This is a genomic window from Pseudofrancisella aestuarii (assembly GCF_003574475.2).
Classification (GTDB): domain Bacteria; phylum Pseudomonadota; class Gammaproteobacteria; order Francisellales; family Francisellaceae; genus Francisella; species Francisella aestuarii.
On record NZ_QLIS02000002.1, the window covers coordinates 294,527 to 313,122 of the forward strand.

The window sequence follows — 18,596 nt, forward strand, 5'->3', positions numbered from 1 at the left end:
GTATAAAAAGTTGCTTATCAAATACAAATGTTAAATTAAATTTGTATAGGAAAGATGATTAGTTTAGCTGTAGTAGACGGGTGTCTCTTATATTTTTAGATTCATATATATAGTTTACGAAGGAACCTTTTCCTTGTTTTTCAGCTTTTTTGATGTTTGCTCTTACTGTTACATATTTATATAAATCTTCGATATTTTTTATAGAAGATGTTTTGAGGTTTTTAGTATTTATACTTATAACATAGTCACCAGGATTACTATCATTTGCAGCGTCAAGAATAAACTCACTACCAATTTCAATCCGTATATTTTCTATGTTATTTAATTTAGCATATGTAACTATTTTATATACAGTGTTTAGAAGGTCTCCTATTTCTTTTGGGGTTTTATTTTCAATTCTTACAGTATTTTTTATTTGATAATGATTATTTCCATCTATGGATGCAAATTTATTAGAATCTTTAAAATTATATTCAGTGCTAAAGTCAACTTTTATATATTTACCATTAAATTTCGGGTTGGATTTCGATATCTGATTTTGAAAGCTATTTTTAACAGTATTTGAATAGTATTTATACATATTTCTTCCATATGTATTATCATTGGAGGCACCACTTATTTGTAAATTATTATCAGCAATATATTCAAGATTATTTTCAGATATGATTTTGTATACATATTTTATAAAGTAATATTTCTTTTCATCATATTTATAAAAATTACTTTGATTAATACTATCACAATAGTTTGTGGCTTTTGTTATGTATTTGGGAATATCGCTAAAGTCTTTTTCAGAAATTCGATTTTCAAAAAAAAGAGCGACATTGTTGCAAAACATATATTCTGCAGCATCATTATCTAAAAATGATATAAAATCATTATGCCACTCCTTTTTTGTAGCACCTTGAACATCTATACTACAGCTATTGTCATTGAATGTTATATGCATAGGAGATTCAGGATGGTCAGAAAGGATTGCTGTTAGTGAATACTTACCATATATGTTATATCCACACATGGTCGCCCAACAATTACCCCAAAAATATGAATCATAATCATAAGATTTACGACTTATTTTTACTTTTTGATTATATTTGCTTTCAAGAGTTGTTTGTATGTCTTTAAAAAGAGCATTTACTTCATCATTAGTATTTTTATCTGCACATTTAAGAGTTTTAGCATTGCTATGTAGACATGACTGTAACATTAAAGTTATCAAAATGCTAAAAGATAGCTTTATAGATTTTTGCATATCTAAAAATCTTATGAAAGCTTAATAAGCTTTTTCGCTTGTAGAAGCTGATATTTGGCTGTCTCATCTGAAATATTTATATTTAAATGTCCAACCTTGCGACCCTTGCGTGAACTTTTATTATAGTTATGTATTTTGACCTTATCTAAAGAGGAGAGATCTTTATTAGTCGGCATTGCACCAATACAATTAAGCATTATAGTTTCTTTACTTTCTGTTGAACCAAGTATTAAACCAGCAATTGCTCTAACATGATTTTCAAATTGAGAGGTTATAGAGCCGTCTATAGTCCAGTGTCCGCTATTGTGGACACGAGGAGCAATTTCATTAACAATTAATTTTTCATTACAGACAAAGAACTCTATGGCAAGAGTACCTACATAATTAAGTTCTTTGACAATTTTCTTAGCTATGGTTTGTCCTTGTTCTGTTAATTTGTCATTAATATAAGGTGCATGAGACTCAATAAGTATACCTTTCTCATGAGTATTTTTTGTTAGAGGATAAAAAGCTATATTGCCTTTAATATCAGCTGTACATATTTGAGATACTTCAAACTGAAAATCAACAAACTTCTCATAAATAAGCCCATCTTGAGCATCTTTTAAAGCATCCCATGCTAAAGAAACATCAGATTGTTTTTTAATTATAAATTGACCTTTACCATCATAGCCAAATCTACGAGTTTTTATAATTGCTGGTAAGCCATGATTTTTTACAGAAAGTTCTAGATCTTCTAAGCTTCCAATATTTTCAAAGACAGCGGTTTGAATGTCATGATCTCTCATAAAAGATTTCTCTAATAATCTATCTTGAGATATGGCAATAGCCTTAGCAGAAGGGTGAACGCTTATATCATGATTTATAGCTTTAATTAATTCATGGCTAATATTTTCGTTTTCAAAAGTTATTACATCAAACTGCTTGGTCCATTCAACAACTTCATTTATATTCTCTAATGGAATATCTTTTACACTTTTTGAAACATCATTAGCACAGTCAGTCTCTTTTCCTAAACAATGAAATTCTATACCTAATGGAGTGCCTGCTATACTAAGCATTCTAGCAAGTTGTCCAGCACCAATAATTCCAACTTTCATAAATTATTCTTCTCTTGGGTTTGGATTGTCTAAAACAGTTTGGGTTTGATTATATCTAAATTTTTCCAAAGCTTTCCCAATCTCTTTATTTGTGTGTTGTAAAATACTAGCTGCGAAAAGGGCAGCATTTTTACTTCCTGCTATGCCAATAGCAAATGTCGCAACTGGTATGCCAGCAGGCATTTGAACTATAGATAGTAAACTATCTTGACCATTTAGAGTGCTTGATTTAACTGGTACACCTAATACAGGTAAGGAAGTTTTAGCGGCCACCATTCCTGGTAAGTGAGCTGCACCACCAGCTCCAGCAATAATCACTTTAATTCCTCTATCTTTTGCTGTTTCAGCATAAGAAAACATTTTGTCTGGAGTGCGATGTGCAGATACAACTTCACATTCGTATTTAATATTTAACTGATCAAGAACATCACAGCATTCTTTCATAGTACTCCAGTCAGATTTTGAGCCCATAATAACGCCAACATCTACACTCATTTTAATTTTCCTTTTTCCAGTTCTTTATAACTTGTATCCAAGCCTTTTTTTCTAGTTCTTGAACTTTTTCTTTTAGTTCTTCTGCACAGTCAGATTTATCAACTTTACATTTTAATTGTAGGATAATTTTACCACTATCCACTTCCTCTGTAACTTCGTGTATAGTGCATCCAGTTTCTTCATCTTTAGCATTAATAACAGCTTGATGTACAGCTAAATCCATTAATCCAGGATGTTTTGGAAGTAAAGAAGGGTGGATGTTTAGAATTTTGTTTTTAAAAGAGTTAACAAAATCTTTACTTAGAATTCTCATATATCCTATTAGAAGGATCAGATCAGGCTGATATTTATTTATTTCATTAGCTACTATTTTGTCATACTCTTCACGAGTTTTATCTTTAGCTGAAATAAAGATATTTTCTATGTTGTTAGATTTTGCTCTTTCTAAAATATAAGCATCTTTTTTGTTAGATATGACAAGAGATATATGGGCGTTAAGCTCTTGATTTTGGATAGCATCTATTATAGCTTGCATATTTGACCCTCTTGTAGAGCCTAATATTACAAGATTTAATTTGGCCATAACTATTTTATTTCCTTGTACTTATTGCCTCTAAGTAAATTCATATGCTTAATTCTTTTGTTTATAAGATCTTTTGTACCTATATCTGGTCTATGAAATAATTTCCCGTAAATATTTTTTATTCCATTTTCTGCTTTTTTCTCTGCTTCAGCAATTGTGTCTCCAAGTCCTAGAACTGCAATTGCTCTTGATCCTGTACCAATTAATTTACCATCTTTATAATCCACAGCTCCAAGGAAAAGCTCTACATCTTTAGGGCATTGTGAAATATCAATTTCAAAATTTTTAACAGATCTATTAGGATAGCCTAAAGGAACTAGATATTTACAAACTGTTGCTTGGTTTTTAAAACTTGCTTCTACTTTGTTTAGAGTTCCTTCAGTGATAGCTTGAGCGATTTCAACAAAGTCACTATCTAGCAGAGTAAGCAAATTCATTGCTTCTGGGTCACCAAAACGAGCATTATATTCGATAACTTTAGTATCATTGATAGTTGCCATAAAGCCTCCATATAGAATACCCTGATATGGAGTGCCAAACTTATCATGTAAAGCTTGAGCTACTTTTTCATTAATTTCTTTAGCTCTTTCTATATCACTGTCAGATAAGAAAGGTAATGAATGATTAGCATCTGAATATGTGCCCATACCTCCAGTATTTGGGCCAGTATCTCCCTCATGCGCGCGTTTATGATCTTGTACAGCGGGCATATGAATGAAATTTTTCCCATCAGTAAATGAGATTAGAGAAAATTCTTCGCCGACTAGTTTTTCTTCGATTACAAATTCAGCACCTTCTTTTACAAGTGACTCACAATGTTTGATAGCTTCATCCATTGATTTAATGTGGTCACCCCAAACAACAACACCTTTACCGCCACATAGACCATCAGCTTTAATTACAAACTGTTTTTCATATTGTTTTAGAGTTTCTTTGACTCCTTCCATAGAGTTAAATCTTTTAAAGAAAGGGTTTGCACCAATTTTATACTCTTCTATTAAACCTCTAGTAAAACCTTTTGATGTTTCTAGCTGTGCATGATCTTTAGTTGGACCAACAACTTTTATACCATTTGCTTTTAGTGCATCTGTTACACCAGCTTCTAAAGGAGCTTCTGGTCCAATAATTGCTAAATCAATTTCATGTTTATCAGCATATGAGCTAATAGTATCTATATCACATACATTAGCTACTTTATAGCCACTAGTAAGTTTCTCTATACCAGGATTAATAGCGCCACTTAGACAAAAAAGATTATTTTCAATTTTGCTGTTTTTTATCGCTTTTGCGATCGCATGTTCTCTACTTCCTGATCCAATTAAAAGAATATTTAACATTGATTTGTTGTTATTTCCTTTATTTAAATAATTCAGAACATTAGTAAATATTCTAGTATTAATGCTAATGTTAGAACGTGGTGGAATAAATGTTTTCCCTGTGATCATTTCATATAGCTTTATATATTTCTGTGATAGTTCGATAACTAATTTTTCAGGAGCTTGAGGGAGTTCTTTATCATTATATGGATCGCAGTGTTTAGCAAACCATAATCTAAAGAATTCTTTGTCTATATTTTCAGGTTCTAACCCTTGTCTTAAATGAGATTCATAACTATCTTTGAGCCAAAATCTTGAACTATCTGGAGTATGAATCTCATCTATTAATAATATTTGGCCAGTTTTCTCATCTATTCCAAATTCATATTTTGTGTCAGCTAAGATTAAACCATGTTCTTCGGCTTTTCTTTGTCCATACTCAAATAAAGCTAGTGCTTTTTTAGATGTAAAATCCCATTGTTCTTGAGTTAACCAACCCTCCTTGACTATATCAATCGCTGAAATAGGTCTATCATGATCAGCTTCTTTAGTTGTTGGAGTTAGAATATTTTCAGGAAGCTTTTGGTTTTTAACTAAGCCTTCTGGTAAAAGATTTCCACAATAATCTCTTTCACCTTTTTCATAATGTGTCCAAAGAGACGTTGAAGTAGAGCCAGTAATATATCCTCGTACAACAAACTCAATAGGAAGAACTTTGCATTTCTTTGCAATAATAACATTTGGATCTGGAGAGTCTATAAGGTGGTTTTTAACAATATGCCTTGTGCGCTTAAACCACCAAACAGATGTTTGGGCAAGTACTTGACCTTTAAATGGTATAAACCCTAAAGATCTATCGAAAGCGGATTGTCTATCTGTCGAAACCAATATACTTAAATCATCTGTAAAATACATATCTCGGACTTTTCCAGAATATTTATTTTTTATAGGTAAGCTCGTTTCTTTAAGACAGTTACTTATGTTTTGTTTAATAATGTTGCTATTGAACATTAGATAATTTCCACCTTAGCTTTGTTAGTTATAGTTCCTATTTTATGAAGTCTTGTATTAGTATACTTTTGAGCTATTTGTGCTAGTTTAGGATACTCATTTTCAGAAGCAATAATAGTTAATCCTATTCCCATATTAAATGAGCGGTACATCTCAAATTCTGAAATATTACCTATTTTTTGCATAACTTTGAAAACAGCAGGAGTTTCAAAACTATCTTTATATATTTTTGCGCCTAAGCTTTCAGGTAGTACTCTTGGTATGTTCTCTATAAATCCACCACCAGTAATATGAGCCATTCCCTTGATCTCTACGCCACTTTCTAAAAAGTCATGAACTATGTTTGTATAGTTTATATGCGGCTCAAGTAAAATATCTCCAATACTTGTGCCATTAAATTCAGGATATGTATCAGTATGTTTATTTTTAGCAACATCAAAAAATAGTTTACGAGCAAAAGAGTAACCATTTGTATGAAGACCAGAAGATGTTAGACCAAATACAGTATCACCTTCTTTAATGTTTTTGCCATCAATTATATGATCTTTCTCGACAACGCCAGTGATTACACCAACCATGTCGATTTCACCAGGCATATAAACACCTGGCATTTCTGCAGTTTCGCCGCCAACTAGAGATACTCCACATTCGCCACAAGCTTTTGACATGCCTTTTATGAGCTCTTCCATAACATTTGGATCTAGTTTGTCATGAGCCACATAGTCTAGGAAAGTTATTGGTTTTGCGCCCATTACGATAATATCGTTTGTAGCAGCAGAGAACAAATCATAACCTAAGTTTTCAAATTTATTACACATTACAGCAACTTTAGTTTTAGTGCCCACACCATCAATAGATTGAACTAAAACAGGATCTTTATAGTTGTTTAAAATATCTTTTAGAGAGTATAAAGAACCAAAACTTCCTAAACCTGTAAGAACATTTGGAGTGAAAGTTTTTTTTACATGCTCTTTCATTTTTGAAACAGCTTCATTACCTGCTTCTATATTTACCCCAGCATCTTCATATCTTAAGCTAGACATTTTAGTTTATTCCTTATTTTGGTTCTTGCAACACTCGAAAGTGTTATATAAAAGTTCTGTAATAGTCATTGGACCAACTCCACCTGGAACAGGAGTTATTGCAGCTGCTTTTGTTTTAACTTTTTCAAAATCAACATCACCACATATTTTACCATTTACACGATTTATCCCTACATCAATTATTACAGTACCCTCTTTTACCATATTCGCAGTTAAGAATTTATCCTTTCCAACTGCAACAACTATAATGTCAGCATTTTTTGTATGCTCAGTAAGGTTTTTGGTTTTACTATTACATGTGGTAACAGTAGCTTTAGCATTTAGAAGCATCTGTGATATAGGTTTTCCAACAATATTGCTAGCACCAATGACAACTGCATTAGCTCCTATAAGATTTATATCATATTCTCTTAGCATTGTCATAATGCCTTTAGGAGTGCAGGGTTCTATTCTTGTTGGGTCTCCAATTTGTAGTTTTCCTATATTGTTTGGATGAAACCCATCAACGTCCTTTTCAACAGCAATAGCATATATGATTTTTTGAGTATCTATATGTTTAGGTAAAGGAAGTTGCACAAGTATCCCATGAACATCTTTATTTTTGTTTAATTCTTCAATTTTTTTTAAAAGCTCTTTTTCTGTAGTCTCTTCCGGAAGCTTTATAACATCAGAGTCTATTTTTACTTGGGCGCAAGATTTTGCTTTTGATCCTACATAAACTTCACTAGCTGGATCATTGCCAACAATAATTGCTGTTAGCTTAGGAGTTATATTTGTATTTTTTATGTATTCTTGAACTTGTTGTGAAAGACTATCTTTCAACTTTTTTGAAAGACCTTTTCCATCTATTAATGTCGTAGCCACGTTAATTAGAGGTGTATGAAAATGTATTTCATTATGATATCAAATTTATCTTATTTTTGGAGAAATATTAGATAAGTTTTCTGTTTTTTAACCAATAATAGAGATAAATCGATGTATAAGAGCCTAAAGCTAAGCCAAAAATAACATCACTAGGATAGTGCGCCCTTACAAAAATCCTTGAGGCAGCAAAGAAAATTGCTAAAACTATCCAGAGATATTTAAATCTAGGGAATATAAAAAATAAACAAACAAATAGGCTTCCTATCGTAGTTGAGTGACCAGAAGGCATACTAGCAAAAGGAGCATCAAAAAAATTAAAATGATGAAAATATGCACTTCCATATTGCTCAAATAGAGAAGGGCGCGCTCGACCTATGATAGATTTTATAATTTGCCCTATAATACCACTAATACTTACGCTGACTAAAATAAAGCTAGCATATAAAGTTGAAGTATTCATTAGATTTGAAGTTCTCTCTTCTAATCTTTCAGTATCTGTAAATAGTCTACATATAATAATTATTACACAAGTTATTATTATCCAAGCAGCTTTTCCAAAATCTGTAATTTTTTTAAAGAAATATGTAAACTCGATAGGTAGGTTAATAACCATTTTTTCAACAGGAGTGTCAATATAAAAAAATGTAAGAATAATTACTATAGCTAAAGGAATAAAGGTGTATTTCAATTGTAAATATTTGGGTATAGAGAAATTATAAGCTTTCTCTGATTTGAGAAGATCTTTTGCTTCCAATAGGTTTTCTTTAAAATTATTTTTCATTTTTTTATCTATTTTGCTTATTAGTTAAAATCCTAGCATTTTTTTAAAAATTTTAGTATCAATTAAATTGTATAATCATAAAGAAACTGTGAAATCGCATTCCTCATTTGCACAAACTTTTTGCTCGCCATCCTTCTTAGTCGTTTTATGTAATAAGATTGGATAATTACATTTAGGGCATTTTTCATTTATAGGAGGATACCAGTAAGCATTTTTACATTTTGGAAAACCATCACATGCGTAGAATACCTTCCCTTTACGAGATTTTTTTTCTACGATGTGGTTTTTATTGCACTTTGGACAAACTATTCCAGTATCTTTAGGTTTTTCTAAAGGCTCCATATGTTTACATTTTGGATAATTAGAGCATCCTATGAATTTTCCATACCTGCCTTGTTTTATATGTAAGTCAGAGCCACATTCTGGGCACTTTCTATCTGCAACAACTGTTGGCTCAGGTTTTTCTTCTTTTTTCTCTGTTGAGCTATTTTCTAATGGACGAGTATATTTGCAAGTAGGGTAGTTGGTGCAACCAATGAAGCGACCATTTTTACCTAACCTTAGTGAAAGCTTACTTCCACATTCTGGACAATCTTCATCTAATTCCTCTTGAACTACATCTTTTCTTGAAACTTCTTCAGAGATTTTTCCAATTTTTTCTATAAATGGTTTCCAAAAAGCATTTAAAACATTTAAGTAATCATTCTTATTTTGAGCAATCTCATCAAGTTCTTTTTCAAGCCCCGCTGTATATGAATATTCAACATATTTTTTGAAATATTCTGTTAAAAATTTATTTACTACACGACCTTTGTCTGTTGGGATAAACCTTTTATTATCAGTATCAACATACTCTCTTTGCTGTAGTGTGGATATGATAACAGGATAAGTTGAAGGACGACCAATTCCATACTTTTCTAACGTTTTAATTAGAGATGCCTCTGTATATCTTGGAGGTGGTTCGGTTGAGTGAGCTTTTATAATGATATCATTTAAAGGAATTTTCTGTCCTTCTTCAACTTTAGGAAGTATCACCCCGTCATCTTCATCTTTTTCATCTTCATCTTTTTCTGCTTGATAAACGCTTAGGAAGCCGGCATCAACAATAACTGTACCAGTGGCTTTAAACTTATGTTTCTTGTTTTCTGTAGTAAGATCAATAGATGTACTATTTAATGTGGCATGTTTCATTTGGCATGCCATGGTTCTTTTCCATATTAAAGTATAAAGTTTATATTCATCAGCTGTTAGATACTGTTTTATCATCTCTGGTTCGCGAGCAGCTGCTGTTACTCGGATAGCCTCATGTGCTTCTTGAGCGTTTTCAGCTTTTTTAGTAAAAATACGAGGGCTAGATGGAAGCATGTCTGAATTATATTTTTGTTCAATAAATCCACGAATATCATTTAGAGCATCTTGAGATAAGTTTGTTGAGTCTGTTCTCATATATGTAATTAAACCTACAGATTCTCCATTACCTACATCTTTACCTTCATATAATTTTTGAGCTACTGAAGCTGTTCTTTTTGCATTAAAGCCAAGTTTTTTAGATGCTTCTTGCATTAAAGTAGATGTTGTGAATGGAGCATATGGATTCCTACGAATTTTTTTCTCGGCAATTCCATCAACTATAAGAAAACCATTAGCATCTTTAGCTATTTTTGTTTTTGCAGACTCTACAGTTTTTTCTGTAGTAAAAGTAAATTGTTCAACTTTATTATTATCAAATTCTGTAAGCCCAGCAGTAAAAAGTTTTATTTTTTGTAATTCTGCAGTAATGCTCCAGTAATCTTTTTTTACAAACTCTTCTCTCTCTATCTCTCTTTCAACAATCATTCGAAGAGCGGGGCTTTGTACTCGACCAGCTGATAAACCACTAGTAATTTTTCTCCAAAGTAAAGGAGATAAGTTAAATCCAACTAAAAAGTCTAAAGCTTGTCTAGCTTTTTGAGCATTTACCAATGACATTGATAATTCTTTAGGATTTGCTAGAGCATTTGTGACAGCCGATTTAGTTATTTCATTAAATGTAACTCTATAGACTTTTTTATCTTTAAGCAGTTTTGCATTCTTTAATATTTCTTGCACATGCCAAGATATGGCTTCTCCTTCTCTATCTGGATCGGTAGCAAGATAGATATTTTCAGAATTTTTTGCTGCTTTTTTTATAGCATCTATGTGTTTTTTACTTTTGTCATTTACAACATATTTAATTTTGAAATCATCTTCAACATCTATTGAAGTATCTTTAGAAGGTATTTCTCTAACATGGCCAAATGATGCCAGTATGTCAAAATCCTTTCCTAAATATTTCTGTATAGTTTTGATTTTCGCAGGGGACTCTACGATCACTAAGTTTTTTGCCATTATGTGTTTTTAAACCTTTAAGTTTGAAATTATCTTTTATGAAATCTATGTTCTATTAGCCACAATAAAATATAAGAAATAAACCAGCTTATCAATAGTTAATACATAAAAGTTGTAAAGTAAGTGGTTTTATAGCTATTAAATATAGATTATAATTTCAAAGTGTTTTTTATTCGTTTAAGTTATTTTAGGGTATTTTAAAATGTCAGAAAGGGCAAAAGTTATTTCACTTTTACAGCAAAAAGGTGGTTCAGGTAAAACTACTACTGCTGTTAATTTGGCATGTGGATTACAAGAACTTGGTTATAAAGTTGCGATTGTAGATATGGATAAAGATAAGCCGGATGCTTATATGTGGATGACAAAAAATGATTCAAATGTAAATTTTGTATATAGTCTTGATGAAAAAAATGTTCGTGAAAAAATTATAGAATTAAAACCTAATCTTGACTTTATAGTTATAGATACTCCGCCAAATTTTCAAACTGCCGCTTTAAAATCGGCACTATTATCAGATTTAATAGTTATCCCATGTTCTCCAAGTGGTATGGATTTATCTGGATTGATAGAAGCTAAGGATTTAGCATTAACAGCTGATAAGCCTTATAGATTTTTTGCAAATAGGGTTCAGATGGCATCAAACATGTCTAAGAGTTTAATGGAATTTTTTGAGAATGATGGCCACTATTTTGAAAGTTTTGTTTCACAAAGTGTTAAGTTTATCGAAGCTGAGGCTGAAGGAGCATATATTGGTGACTATGCGAAAAATAGCAAACCTCATTCTCAAGTAAGAAAGTTAGCAAAAGAGGTTGCTGAATTTTTTGGAGAAGTAAATGGCTAAAAAAGTTTCTCTACTTGATAGAAAAGTTGATAAAAGAGTTCATGATACTGTTGGACAAGAAAAAAAAGATATTTTGAGAGCTATGCAGCTTCAAGAATTGAACCAGCAAGCTAGTAAGGTTGGCTCATTATTAGAGTTACCGTTAAGTATAATTAAGCCAGATGCTAAACAGCCTAGGAAAATTTTCAAAAATATAGATTCTTTAGCTAAAAGTATTAAGGAAAATGGGGTTATACAACCAATTATTATTACAGCAAAAAAGTATGATGGCATACATCATATTATAGCTGGTGAGAGAAGATACTTAGCATCTAAAGAAGCAGGATTAGAAACTATTCCATGCATCCTTAGAGAAGAAGAATCTGATGTAAATATTTTATTGTTACAGCTCTTAGAGAATGATCAAAGAGAAAATGTGTCACCTTTTGAAGAGGCTGATGCACTAAAAGAATTGATAGAAAACAGAAAAGTTAAGAAGTCAGATATAGCAAAGGTTTTAGGTAGGGATTCTGGTTGGATATCTATGAGATTAAAAATCTCTGACGCTAAAGAAAACATTCGAGAACTCGTTGATAAAAATATAGTAGAAGATGTTAGAACTTTATATGAACTTAAAAAGTTTGCAGAGGAGATGCCTGAGGGAGCGGATGAGTTTGTTGAAAAAGCATTAAGTAATAAAATAAATGGATCCTTTCGCGCTGCAATATTAAGATATAGAGAGCATTGGAAAAAGAAAAGTCTAGTTTTTGATTCAACAAAATTAGATGTTATTAATATAAAAGAAATTGTAAAAGAAGATAATCTTTTGAAAATAAAAGGTTCAAAAGGAACATCGAAAGCACATACCTATACTTTTGAAATAACTGAGGATTTTAAAAAGATGTTATTTGAAGCATTAATAAAATAATATGAAAATAGCAATATTACAGACAGATCATATACCTGCTCATAGACAAGAATTTTCAGGAGGTAACTATCCTGAGATGTTTGCTAATCTTTTCTTTAAACTTTCTGTTGTTATTGATTTTGATATTTTTGATGTAACTGTTGGAGAGTATCCAGAGAACTGTTGCGAGTATGATGGCTTTATAATAACTGGAAGCAAAGCTACAGCTTTCGAGAGGCTTCCGTGGATTGAAGAGCTTAAAGCTAGAGTGAGAGAAATTCTAGATGAAGGTAAAAAGATAGTTGGAATATGTTTTGGACATCAAGTGTTAGTGGAAGCATTAGGTGGAAGGGTTGAGAGATCAAAAAATGGATTTGCTGTTGGTATTAGAACAGTTAAGATTCTTAACCATAAGGTTTGGATGTCTCCCTATTACAAATATTTGAACTTGCTATTTTATCATCAAGATATGGTAGTTGAGTTACCTAAAGATGCTGAGCTTATAGGTACTAGTGATTATTGTGAGGTTCAGATATTTAGTTACAAAGATCAGGTCTTAGGAATACAAGCTCATCCTGAAATGTTAAAAGTTCATAATCATGCTTTAATGAGAGAGTATGAGGAACAAATTAAAAGTGAATTCCAACATGCTTTAGACAGCTTAAGAATTCGAGATAATAGTTTAGTTATAGGCCAGTGGATGGCTAATTTTTTTGAATATTAATTATAGGTAAAAAGATGATGATAAATAGATTGGTTATTTTTGGAGATAGTTTATTAGATACTGGTAATCTTATAAAAACTTTAGATATACCTCAAGAGCCTTATCATGGAGGAAGATTCTCAAATGGACTTACTTCAACAGAGTATTTAGCTCAAATGATAGCTGAAGATAATAAAGTAGCAACTGTTGAGCATAAGAGTTATGCTATTGGCGGAGCATTAACTCATGGAGCAAATCCTAGTTCTCTTTTAAGATATCACTCATTCCCTGTTTCAAACCAATTAACTAGATTTGAAAATGAAGAGGGTAGGTTTAAAAAAGATGATTTAGTTGTTATAAATGGTGGAGCAAATAATTTCTTATTTACTGTATATAATGAGGTTCCTTACTTAAACCTATTGGCTAAGCTTAGGGTGGCAAGAGATCTAAGAATGATTGCTAGAAAAGTGATAAAAATGGGTGCAAGAAATATAATCGTTTGGAATGTTCCTGATGTAACGTTAGCTCCAGTATATAAGGATTATTTGGCTAATTGGGTTGGTAAGTTTTTTAAATCATATTTGCAAATGAATATAAAAATTCAAAATAATTTATTACAGAATAGAATTTCTGATTTACAAGTGATGTTCCCAGAAGTAAATATAAAGCTTTTTGATTTTTATAGTTTGCTTAATGACTGTATTCAAAATCCTGCTAAATATGGTTTTGAAAATGCTACAGATGTATGTGTTGATAGTTATGGTGGAGCAAATTCTTTAGGTAATATTCAATACGATATAAAAGTTATCAGAGATCCAGAGACTCATATTTGCTGGGATTATTGTCATCCAACAACAAAGGCTCACAAAGTTTTAGCTGAGAAAATTTTTAATTTATGGAGGCATAATTCTTAATCTGAATTTCTTATCATATTGTTATATGCTCCAGGCCAGGAGTCTTTAATCTCTATAGCACCTAAAGCTTTTTTATAGAACTCTGCTGGTCCAACTGCTCCTATAACAGCATAAGCATAGCCTTTAAGCTTCATATCTAGCATACAAGCAATAAGAAGGGCTTTCCCCGTTCCTAAGCCTCTACATTTGTCAGATACTCCAGTAGGACCAAAGAAATTTAAAACGGTTGCATCATAGCAAGCAAATCCTATAATGCTTTTGTCTTTGATGGCAATAAATATAGACCTTGGGTTATTGTTGAAAGCTATGTCAGCTTCATTTCTCCAAAATATACTAAATTGTTTTTCAATCCATTCAAGAACAAAAGATTTTTCTGGACCTATTGGTTTTCTTATCTCGATTCCTTTCTTTTTCTGCTCTTCAATAAAGCTAAAATCTAGATCCAAATCATAAAGTTTTACTAACATATCAAAATGAGACATAAATTTATCCCTTAAATAATCTCTCTGACATAAAACATTTTATTCTAGCTAGTAATAAAATGTAAATTAATAAGCATGGCAAAACGTTTTTAAGACATAAATTTTACAGTAAAGTTTTATGTTAATATATTTTTATGTCGGCAGTTTGTAAAAGCAAACTTTGTAGGATAAATGCTTTGAGAAAAATTATAAATTTCAATAATCCTTGGTTTTGGGTTCCATCTGTTTTCTTTATGGAGGGTTTTCCAGGAACAATAATAATGATTTCTTTAGGGATAATGTATAAAAACTTTGGTATATCAAATGCAGAGATAACTTTCTATACAGGGATACTTGTTTTGCCTTGGGTAGTGAAACCTCTCTGGGCGTCTTTGATAGATATTTTTTTCACAAAGAAACAATGGATATATATTACTGAAGTTTTGATTGGGTGCCTTCTTATAATAATGGCAATAGCAATAAAATCTCCAAATTTTTTTATATTTAGTTTGCTAGTTGCTAGTATGATAGCTTTTATTTCAGCTAGTCATGATATAGCGGTAGATGGGTTTTATATTATGGAGTTAAAGCCAGCAGAACAATCATTTTTTGTTGGGTTACAAAGTGCTTCATATAATGTAGGTAAAATCTTTGCAAGTGGCTTTCTAGTAATGCTATGTGGAGTTATTTATGGTTATGTAGGCAATTATTTTAGTGCATGGAGTTTTTGTTTAGCGGTATTTGGCGTTATATGTATATTTATAGGAGTCTATCATAAGAGTGCCTTACCTAAAGATGAGACTATAAAAGATAATTACGCTTTAAAAGATATCATTAAAGATTTTGTAAATATTTATGTTTCTTTTTTTAAAATTAAGGGATTGGTTTTAGGACTTCTTTTCATATTCTTTTTTAAATTATCAGAAAGTATGGTGTCAGCTATTCTTCCGCTATTTTTAATAGATTCAACAAGTAAGGGTGGGCTAGCTTTATCAAATACATTTGTTGGCTTTGCGTATGGGACAATATCTCCATTAGCTATAGTTATTGGAGGACTGTTAGGTGGATATATCATATATAAAAAAGGATTTTATGCTTGTATCTATTGGATGTTGGCTTTAGTAAATATCCCTAATATTTTATATGTTTTACTAGCTTATTTTCATATATCAGATCACTCTGTTGTTTTAAGTTGCATAGCTGTGGAGCAGTTTTGTTTTAGTGTGGGTTACACATCTTGCATTATGTTTAATTACTTTATGCTAAAGAATAGCGAGTATAAAACAGCACATTACTCATTTTTTGCCGGAGCAATGTTGTTTGCCACTATGTTTCCTAAGATATTGAGTGGGGTGTTACAAGAGTTTGTAGGTTATCAAGGCTTTTTTGTGATAGTTTTTTTTATGCTTTTTCCAGCTATTTTTATTACAAAATTAATAAGATCAAACGTCGGTGATTATGGAAAAGTAGGAAGAAAAGCAATTTAGCTAATTAGATTTTGTGCTATAAAATAAAACTCTCTTGATCTAGGACGAGATGATTTTGGTTTAAATATTGAAACTTTTTTAAAGTTTTCTTTAACTAATTTTATAAATTCATCGCTACCTGCTCCTTGAAAAACTTTGGCTACAAATGTTCCATTATCTTTTAAGTTGTTGATAGAGAAGTCTAGAGCCAATTCTAGAAGATAGATGGATTTAGCTTGATCAGAAGTTTTGTTACCACTCATATTGGGAGCTATGTCAGAAACAACACAATCTAGTTTTCTAGAGTTTACAAGTTCATTTAGTTTTTCAAAAGTATCATCTGACGAAAAATCACCTTGAATAAAGTCAACTCCAGGTAGTGGAGGCATATCTAGTAAATCTAAGGCAATAACTTTTCCTTTTTCACCGACATAATCAACAATGATTTGTGACCAACCACCAGGAGCAGACCCAAGGTCAACAACAAGCATATTATTTTTGAAAATATTATATTTTTCCTGAATTTCTTTGATTTTGAAGCTTGCCCTTGATCTATAGCCAAGTTTATTTGCTTGCATTACATAGTAATCAGAATTATGCTCTTCTACCCAGCGTTTACTACTAGCTGTTTTTACCATATTTATCTCATTGAAATAAAAATTATTAATATTTTATTTGTTATGACTTAATAAATAAAGGTGAAGATAATAAATATATCCTTTGAGTGAGACATTGAAAAGCTATATAATTTTTTATAGGTAATATTTTAAAGGGATGATTATGCGTAAAGTTGACCTTCAGTGGATATTTGTATTATTTGGAACAGCTGTTGGAGCAGGTATTTTATTTTTACCACTACAAGCATCAGCAAGCGGTTTTATTCCATTAATAATAGCAACGATATTGGTTTTGCCAATGATTTTCTTTGCAGAAAAGAATGTTGCATCTTTAGTAATGAGTCACCCAGATAAACAAGTTGGTCTAACAGAGGTTTTTAGCCAAGAATTAGGTTCTTTTGGAGCCTTTATTTCAACTATAATTTACCTTTTAAGTTGCTATACAGTAGTTTTGGCTTATGCTATTTCTTTGCCTATAGCATTTTCACATTTACTCTATGTTTTACACTTAGGTAGTGATCATCTTTATAGCTCAATTTGGTTTAGTTTTTTTATATTTTTAATTTTAATTATAGTTGTAGAGCTTGGTAAGAAAATGGTTTTAAGAGTAATGTCTTATGTTATTTACCCTTTAGTAATTGCTCTTTTATTGGTTTCTGTAGCTTTAATCCCAAGCTGGAATTTATCATTTATAACTTCATCATCTTTTAACTTTATGGCTATTATTAAGGGATTAATAATGGTTATACCAATTTTGGTATTTTCTATGAATTTCAGTCAATCTATTTCTGAAATGTGTTTATTTTATAAACAAGAATCTACTAGTGAGAGTGAAGCTAAAATTAAAGCCTATAAAAATATAAGAATAGGAACTGTTCTGATATTGTTTTTTACTATGTTTTTTACATTTTCTACAATAATGTCATTACATCCTGAAGAGATTAGTTCTGCTGTGGCAAGTAATCAAACAATATTAACTAAAGTGGCAAGTGTTTATAAAATGAGAGCTTTTGATTATGCAGCTCCTTTAATAGCGGTGGCTGGGATAGTAAGCTCATTTATAGGAGTTTATCTAGGAACAAGAGAAGCTTTAAGAGGTATAATTATTCAGATAGTGCATAAAGATACAGAAGTTATTAGAAAACAATCAGCAATAGCAACTGATATATTTGTTGTATTCTTTATATTTATAACTCTATGGTTAGCATCTATATTTAATCCATCAATAGTATCGATACTTGGTCAGTTAACTGCACCGTGTATTGCTTTGATGATTTTCTTCTTGCCGTTATTTATAATTTATAGATCAAAAGGAATGATTTCTTACAGGAAAAATGCTTTAAGTATATTTTTGGCGCTTTCAGGAATAGTCGTTGTAATTGGGTATTTTATAGGGTCAATTATTTAAACTGAGGAAAAGAAATGAATAAAATAAAGCTTTTCATTTTAATCATATTATCAGTTGCTTTGTTAAGCTCGTGTGATACTAAAGAAAGATTTGCTGATATGAAACAGCACTGGGATAGAATGGATATGGAGTCAGAGGTAGAGAGCCAAGAGGTAAAAAAGCATAGTAATATCGTGACTGACATAACTTTTAGTGCGGCTAATAATCCTGATCAAGATATAGCTTTACCTGGAGATGATTTTGAGAAAAGATATCAAGCTATGCTTAAGTTTCTAAAGGATAATGGATATCCATTAGTTCAAGAATATCAGCAAAAAGGTTCTGGGATGATAGTAGTTAAGCCTAAAGAGCAAATGCCTGATGTTTATTATATTGGTATAAATATGGAGCAGAATCCAAGACAAGGTGTTACTAAATATAGAATAGTTTATGGTGGTAATAAATATAAAGCGAGAGAGTTATATAATAACTATAAGAAAACATTATAG

General features: G+C 31.3%; 18 protein-coding genes. 7 read left to right on the forward strand and 11 right to left on the reverse strand.

What is annotated here, in order from left to right:
- Window positions 1-58: 58 nt before the first annotated feature.
- The 9 genes from DNK87_RS05565 to topA all read right to left on the reverse strand — a co-directional run bounded on the left by DNK87_RS05565 (window position 59) and on the right by topA (window position 10,812).
- Window positions 59-1,252 (reverse strand): hypothetical protein, encoded by a 1,194-nt coding sequence (locus DNK87_RS05565; RefSeq protein WP_119329895.1) that lies wholly within the window; start codon window positions 1,250-1,252, stop codon window positions 59-61.
- An 11-nt stretch (window positions 1,253-1,263) separates the two neighbouring features.
- A complete protein-coding gene (locus DNK87_RS05570; RefSeq protein ID WP_119329896.1) occupies window positions 1,264-2,352 on the reverse strand; it encodes a 5-(carboxyamino)imidazole ribonucleotide synthase in 1,089 nt (362 codons plus the stop codon).
- Between the two features lie 3 nt (window positions 2,353-2,355).
- Window positions 2,356-2,847 carry a 5-(carboxyamino)imidazole ribonucleotide mutase gene (purE, locus tag DNK87_RS05575; RefSeq protein ID WP_119329897.1) on the reverse strand — a complete coding sequence of 164 codons (492 nt, stop codon included), beginning with the start codon at window positions 2,845-2,847 and terminating at the stop codon, window positions 2,356-2,358.
- 1 nt (window position 2,848) lies between these two features.
- A complete protein-coding gene (gene purN, locus DNK87_RS05580; protein WP_119329898.1) occupies window positions 2,849-3,430 on the reverse strand; it encodes a phosphoribosylglycinamide formyltransferase in 582 nt (193 codons plus the stop codon).
- Window positions 3,431-3,432: 2 nt separating this feature from the next.
- Window positions 3,433-5,757, reverse strand: coding sequence for a phosphoribosylamine--glycine ligase (gene purD / locus DNK87_RS05585; RefSeq protein WP_119329899.1), 2,325 nt, complete (start codon window positions 5,755-5,757; stop codon window positions 3,433-3,435).
- Entirely contained in the window at window positions 5,757-6,800 is a 1,044-nt protein-coding gene (purM, locus tag DNK87_RS05590; RefSeq protein WP_119329900.1) for a phosphoribosylformylglycinamidine cyclo-ligase, read from the reverse strand. Before purM ends, purD begins: the two co-directional genes overlap by 1 nt.
- Window positions 6,801-6,806: 6 nt before the next feature.
- The gene (gene folD / locus DNK87_RS05595) at window positions 6,807-7,664 is read right to left on the reverse strand and encodes a bifunctional methylenetetrahydrofolate dehydrogenase/methenyltetrahydrofolate cyclohydrolase FolD (protein WP_119329901.1); all 858 of its coding nucleotides are present in this window, start codon (window positions 7,662-7,664) and stop codon (window positions 6,807-6,809) included.
- A gap of 67 nt (window positions 7,665-7,731) precedes the next feature.
- Window positions 7,732-8,445: a phosphatase PAP2 family protein gene (locus tag DNK87_RS05600; RefSeq protein WP_119329902.1), complete on the reverse strand. Its 714-nt coding sequence runs from the start codon at window positions 8,443-8,445 to the stop codon at window positions 7,732-7,734.
- Window positions 8,446-8,520: 75 nt separating this feature from the next.
- Complete coding sequence (topA, locus tag DNK87_RS05605) at window positions 8,521-10,812, reverse strand: type I DNA topoisomerase (protein WP_119329903.1); 2,292 nt, start codon at window positions 10,810-10,812, stop codon at window positions 8,521-8,523.
- A 202-nt stretch (window positions 10,813-11,014) separates the two neighbouring features.
- On the opposite strand from topA, the gene DNK87_RS05610 reads away from it, so the two are divergent.
- From DNK87_RS05610 to DNK87_RS05625, 4 genes are read left to right on the forward strand one after another with little or no spacing between them, the layout of a single operon-like run.
- Complete coding sequence (locus DNK87_RS05610; protein WP_119329904.1) at window positions 11,015-11,653, forward strand: ParA family protein; 639 nt, start codon at window positions 11,015-11,017, stop codon at window positions 11,651-11,653.
- The gene (locus DNK87_RS05615; RefSeq protein WP_119329905.1) at window positions 11,646-12,560 is read left to right on the forward strand and encodes a ParB/RepB/Spo0J family partition protein; all 915 of its coding nucleotides are present in this window, start codon (window positions 11,646-11,648) and stop codon (window positions 12,558-12,560) included. The genes DNK87_RS05610 and DNK87_RS05615 overlap by 8 nt, the downstream gene beginning before the upstream one ends.
- A gap of 1 nt (window position 12,561) precedes the next feature.
- Window positions 12,562-13,263 carry a glutamine amidotransferase-related protein gene (locus DNK87_RS05620; protein ID WP_119329906.1) on the forward strand — a complete coding sequence of 234 codons (702 nt, stop codon included), beginning with the start codon at window positions 12,562-12,564 and terminating at the stop codon, window positions 13,261-13,263.
- A gap of 17 nt (window positions 13,264-13,280) precedes the next feature.
- Window positions 13,281-14,156 carry an SGNH/GDSL hydrolase family protein gene (locus DNK87_RS05625; RefSeq protein ID WP_244614621.1) on the forward strand — a complete coding sequence of 292 codons (876 nt, stop codon included), beginning with the start codon at window positions 13,281-13,283 and terminating at the stop codon, window positions 14,154-14,156.
- On the opposite strand, the gene DNK87_RS05630 is transcribed toward DNK87_RS05625, so the two are convergent.
- A complete protein-coding gene (locus DNK87_RS05630) occupies window positions 14,153-14,638 on the reverse strand; it encodes a GNAT family N-acetyltransferase (protein ID WP_119329908.1) in 486 nt (161 codons plus the stop codon). The genes DNK87_RS05625 and DNK87_RS05630 overlap by 4 nt on opposite strands.
- Window positions 14,639-14,814: 176 nt before the next feature.
- Between DNK87_RS05630 and DNK87_RS05635 the strand changes: the two genes are divergently transcribed.
- On the forward strand, window positions 14,815-16,104 hold the full coding sequence (locus DNK87_RS05635) for an MFS transporter (RefSeq protein WP_159240233.1): 1,290 nt from the start codon (window positions 14,815-14,817) through the stop codon (window positions 16,102-16,104).
- On the opposite strand, the gene DNK87_RS05640 is transcribed toward DNK87_RS05635, so the two are convergent.
- Window positions 16,101-16,721, reverse strand: coding sequence for an RlmE family RNA methyltransferase (locus DNK87_RS05640; protein WP_119329910.1), 621 nt, complete (start codon window positions 16,719-16,721; stop codon window positions 16,101-16,103). The two genes, DNK87_RS05635 and DNK87_RS05640, sit on opposite strands and share 4 nt — an antisense overlap.
- Before the next feature lie 142 nt (window positions 16,722-16,863).
- Between DNK87_RS05640 and DNK87_RS05645 the strand changes: the two genes are divergently transcribed.
- Both DNK87_RS05645 and DNK87_RS05650 read left to right on the forward strand, forming a co-directional pair.
- Window positions 16,864-18,108: an amino acid permease gene (locus DNK87_RS05645; RefSeq protein ID WP_159240235.1), complete on the forward strand. Its 1,245-nt coding sequence runs from the start codon at window positions 16,864-16,866 to the stop codon at window positions 18,106-18,108.
- A 14-nt stretch (window positions 18,109-18,122) separates the two neighbouring features.
- Window positions 18,123-18,596, forward strand: coding sequence for a hypothetical protein (locus DNK87_RS05650; RefSeq protein WP_119329912.1), 474 nt, complete (start codon window positions 18,123-18,125; stop codon window positions 18,594-18,596).

Coding starts and splice junctions, on each gene's coding strand:
- purE (WP_119329897.1), bottom strand. CDS start 2,847: ATGAGTGTAGATGTTGGCGTTATTATGGGCTCAAAATCTGACTGGAGT.
- DNK87_RS05565 (WP_119329895.1), bottom strand. CDS start 1,252: ATGCAAAAATCTATAAAGCTATCTTTTAGCATTTTGATAACTTTAATG.
- DNK87_RS05610 (WP_119329904.1), top strand. CDS start 11,015: ATGTCAGAAAGGGCAAAAGTTATTTCACTTTTACAGCAAAAAGGTGGT.
- DNK87_RS05645 (WP_159240235.1), top strand. CDS start 16,864: ATGCGTAAAGTTGACCTTCAGTGGATATTTGTATTATTTGGAACAGCT.
- DNK87_RS05615 (WP_119329905.1), top strand. CDS start 11,646: ATGGCTAAAAAAGTTTCTCTACTTGATAGAAAAGTTGATAAAAGAGTT.
- purN (WP_119329898.1), bottom strand. CDS start 3,430: ATGGCCAAATTAAATCTTGTAATATTAGGCTCTACAAGAGGGTCAAAT.
- DNK87_RS05620 (WP_119329906.1), top strand. CDS start 12,562: ATGAAAATAGCAATATTACAGACAGATCATATACCTGCTCATAGACAA.
- DNK87_RS05630 (WP_119329908.1), bottom strand. CDS start 14,638: ATGTCTCATTTTGATATGTTAGTAAAACTTTATGATTTGGATCTAGAT.
- purD (WP_119329899.1), bottom strand. CDS start 5,757: ATGTTCAATAGCAACATTATTAAACAAAACATAAGTAACTGTCTTAAA.
- purM (WP_119329900.1), bottom strand. CDS start 6,800: ATGTCTAGCTTAAGATATGAAGATGCTGGGGTAAATATAGAAGCAGGT.
- DNK87_RS05570 (WP_119329896.1), bottom strand. CDS start 2,352: ATGAAAGTTGGAATTATTGGTGCTGGACAACTTGCTAGAATGCTTAGT.
- DNK87_RS05600 (WP_119329902.1), bottom strand. CDS start 8,445: ATGAAAAATAATTTTAAAGAAAACCTATTGGAAGCAAAAGATCTTCTC.
- DNK87_RS05640 (WP_119329910.1), bottom strand. CDS start 16,721: ATGGTAAAAACAGCTAGTAGTAAACGCTGGGTAGAAGAGCATAATTCT.
- DNK87_RS05625 (WP_244614621.1), top strand. CDS start 13,281: ATGATAAATAGATTGGTTATTTTTGGAGATAGTTTATTAGATACTGGT.
- topA (WP_119329903.1), bottom strand. CDS start 10,812: ATGGCAAAAAACTTAGTGATCGTAGAGTCCCCTGCGAAAATCAAAACT.
- DNK87_RS05650 (WP_119329912.1), top strand. CDS start 18,123: ATGAATAAAATAAAGCTTTTCATTTTAATCATATTATCAGTTGCTTTG.